2 protein-coding genes are annotated in these 2,971 nt (G+C 52.1%); one reads left to right on the top strand and one right to left on the bottom strand.

All coding sequences use genetic code 11. The features are described 5' to 3' along the window. A partial coding sequence (locus PKH29_12760) for a PfkB family carbohydrate kinase (GenBank protein ID HNX15710.1) occupies positions 1–779 on the top strand: 779 nt, incomplete at its 5' end. A gap of 60 nt (positions 780–839) precedes the next feature. Here the strand turns inward: PKH29_12760 and PKH29_12755 are convergent. Beyond that, positions 840–2,971 (bottom strand): hypothetical protein (locus tag PKH29_12755; GenBank protein HNX15709.1); only part of this gene is annotated, 2,132 nt, incomplete at its 5' end.

Below are 2,971 nucleotides of genomic sequence, written 5' to 3'. Positions count from 1 at the left end.
TTAAAGTACGCTGCTTATATTTTTCACACCAAGAGGGCGGCGCGGCTGTCGCCGAATTTTTACGTGATAAAGGGATCGAGGGCAGGTCGGTGCCGGTTTCCGGGCGGCTGCGCGAAAACATCAAGATATTCGAGCAAAACAATAAACAACTGACCGAATTCAACGAAAGCGGCGACGCGCTTATCGAGGCCGACGCCAAAAAAATGTTGACACTTGCCACCGAAGCGCTCAAAGACAGCGACATTTTTGTGCTCTCGGGCAGCATTCCGCCGGGATTACCGGCGGAACTGTATGCTGAGATTATCGCGCAGGCGAATTTTTGCGGCGTTCGTACGATTTTGGACACCGACGGCGAGGCGATGTTCCAGGGTATTCGGGCAGTGCCTTTCTTTATGAAGCCCAACAAAGCCGAACTCGGACACATTTTCGGCAGGCCGCTTTCGAGTTCGGGAGACGTCGCGCTGGCTGCCAAACGGCTGCTTGACGAGGGCATCGCCTATGTCTGCGCTTCGATGGGAAACGACGGGGCGCTGCTCGCCTGCCGCGACGGTATTTTCTTGTGTGACGCGCTCGACGTGCCGGTCAAAGGCACTGTGGGAACCGGCGACAGCATGGTCGCAGGCATTTGCAAAGCGCTGATCGAGGGCGGCGAACCCGACAAGATTTTGATTTACGGCTGCGCGGCTGCGCATGCCTCGGTGATCCACGAGGGCACAACTCCCTGTACAAAAGCCGATTTCGAGAAGTTCATCCCAGAGCTGACGGTTATCAGGATGTAAAGGAATTAACACATATAACAAAAGAGGCGAACCATATCGCCTCTTTTTCTATTTTACTTTTTATATTTTTTCAAAGGTTAGCCGCACGGTCTCATGTTCGGATTTAAACTGCACCCTTCGGGTGGCGATGACGCAGTCGTCGATTTTGGTTTTGACGGTGTGCAGACCGCTGTAATTTGTCGGTTTGAATCCCTTCGAAATCCGTATCCAAACCAAACCGCTCTCACCGACAGGACGTGTACAGGTGATTGTAAGGGTTAATGCGGCCTCTTCCCAACGCACATCCTCGACTTCGACTGCGCCTTGTAAAACATGCATATCGGTAGATAAAAACCAAGGGTGCTCTCGAACCGGGGCAATTCGGAAAACCTTGATAGATCTCGGCGGAACCGAAGCGGTCAGCGTATTTGAGATTTTTCCGCAGTAACGGCCGTTCCAGAAATCAAACAGTGAATACTCGCCGTTGACAAGCCCCGCTTTTTTAAGAGGGAATTCGACCGGAAGCGGTTCTTCTCCGAGATTGAGCAGCCCGATGACACGATAAGACTCCCAGTCCTTCTCGACGGGCAGCACATACACTTTCGGATAATCGGGAGAGTCGGTATCAAACAGATCGGCGGCGACGGCACTTCGGTCATACTGAGGCAGCACCTTTTTTACCATGGCAAGCCGCTCCTCGTCGATGGTGGCGATGTCGTCGCCGAGCATGACGGGCCCGGAGGAAAGCGCAAAGAAACTGGCGATGATTTCGGCTTCATTGCGGGGCACCGGTTTGTCAACGGTCATGACGTTGAACGCGTCGTTGTGGTAAAAGCGCCGGTTGGTGAAGTAATTCGCCGCAAAAGACCAGACCACGCTTTTGATCACTCCATAATCGTCTACGGCAAACGTGGCCGGATAATAATACCACATCTCGGGATATAACGGGCGGCCCTCGCCGAAATCCTGGCCGATGCGCACGGCGTCTACACAGCCGATATTCTGCATGAGCGTACCGGTGGAGGAGAGCAGCCAGGTATCCGCTCCCGCCGTTTCGCGGATGACTTTCAAACCGTTTCGGTAGACCTCGGGGCCTTTGACCATTCCCGTATCAAAATATTCATCATACGGATAATGTCCGGGCGTCGTACCGGACGAGATATGTAAAAAATCGATCATGTAATAGCGGATTCCCAGCCGATACAGCTCGGTAAAAACTTCTTTTAAAAAGGCGATGGATTTGGGGTTGCTCGGGTCAAGCCCATAAAAGCTGACCCGCTCTTCAGGCGGCAATGTCTGCCCAAGCCCGTAAGGGAGGTGATATCCGTTATTAATCGGCTTACCGTCTTTTTTTAATAGGCAGTCCTTCATACGTTCGGTGGTCGGAGAGAGTTTATCGGGTACCCAATAAGGCGCAATCCAGAAACCGGGCTGCATCTTCTTTTCGTTAATTTTTTCAAACAGCCATTCCCAGCCGTGCGGGAAACGCTCGCGGTTATGCTCAAGCCAGTTGCCGGGGACTGTATCCTTATAATTTGCCAAGCTCATCCAGATGTTTTTGACTCCGAACCCGGCGAGTTTTTCTTTTATTGCCGCGATGTTTTCAACCACCAGATCTTCATAAAGCTCTTGCGTAAAACCACAGCGCCAGGTGAAGCCGCCGATCCATCCGATCGAGGGCGTGGGATTGAAGACGGGTTTATAATATCGGGCAACTCGCTCAGCCCAGTGTTCGGCGGCGGCAAACGGGTCCGATTCCACGGCGATATACAAGGTCTCGCTGTTTTGAACCGCGCCGGGCAAAAGTGAAAACCCCTCGAAATCACAATAAAGCGTACCGGTGATTATCCCCTGAGTAAGGGTCAGTTCTCCGACAGTAGTGATCCGATCAAAGGTCAGAAAACACAGCGGAATGCTCTTTCGGGTCTCACGGCTGAGTAACAGTGAAAAGGTCTTGGAAGAAATAATCTCGCCTTCCCTTAGAGGCCATACGCCGCTGTCCACCACATAACCCGATTGCTTTAAAACAGCGGGGCTGCCGCCGTCCAAGGTAATATCACCGGAAAAAAGCGAGCACTTCCCCAGGGTAATCGCAGACTCCGTGCGGTTCTCAATTTTTAATTGCAGGGTGATATATCCCGCTTCGGTAAAATGCAGAGCCGTGAGGGTTAATATCAGGCCAAAGGTTTCCATCGTGCCGATATAGCCTTTAT

The sequence above is a fragment of the Oscillospiraceae bacterium genome (assembly GCA_035353335.1).
In the GTDB taxonomy this organism is placed as follows: Bacteria; Bacillota; Clostridia; order Oscillospirales; family JAKOTC01; genus DAOPZJ01.
The sequence above is the reverse complement of the archived record's forward strand: the minus strand, read 5'-3'. Positions and strand labels throughout refer to the sequence as shown.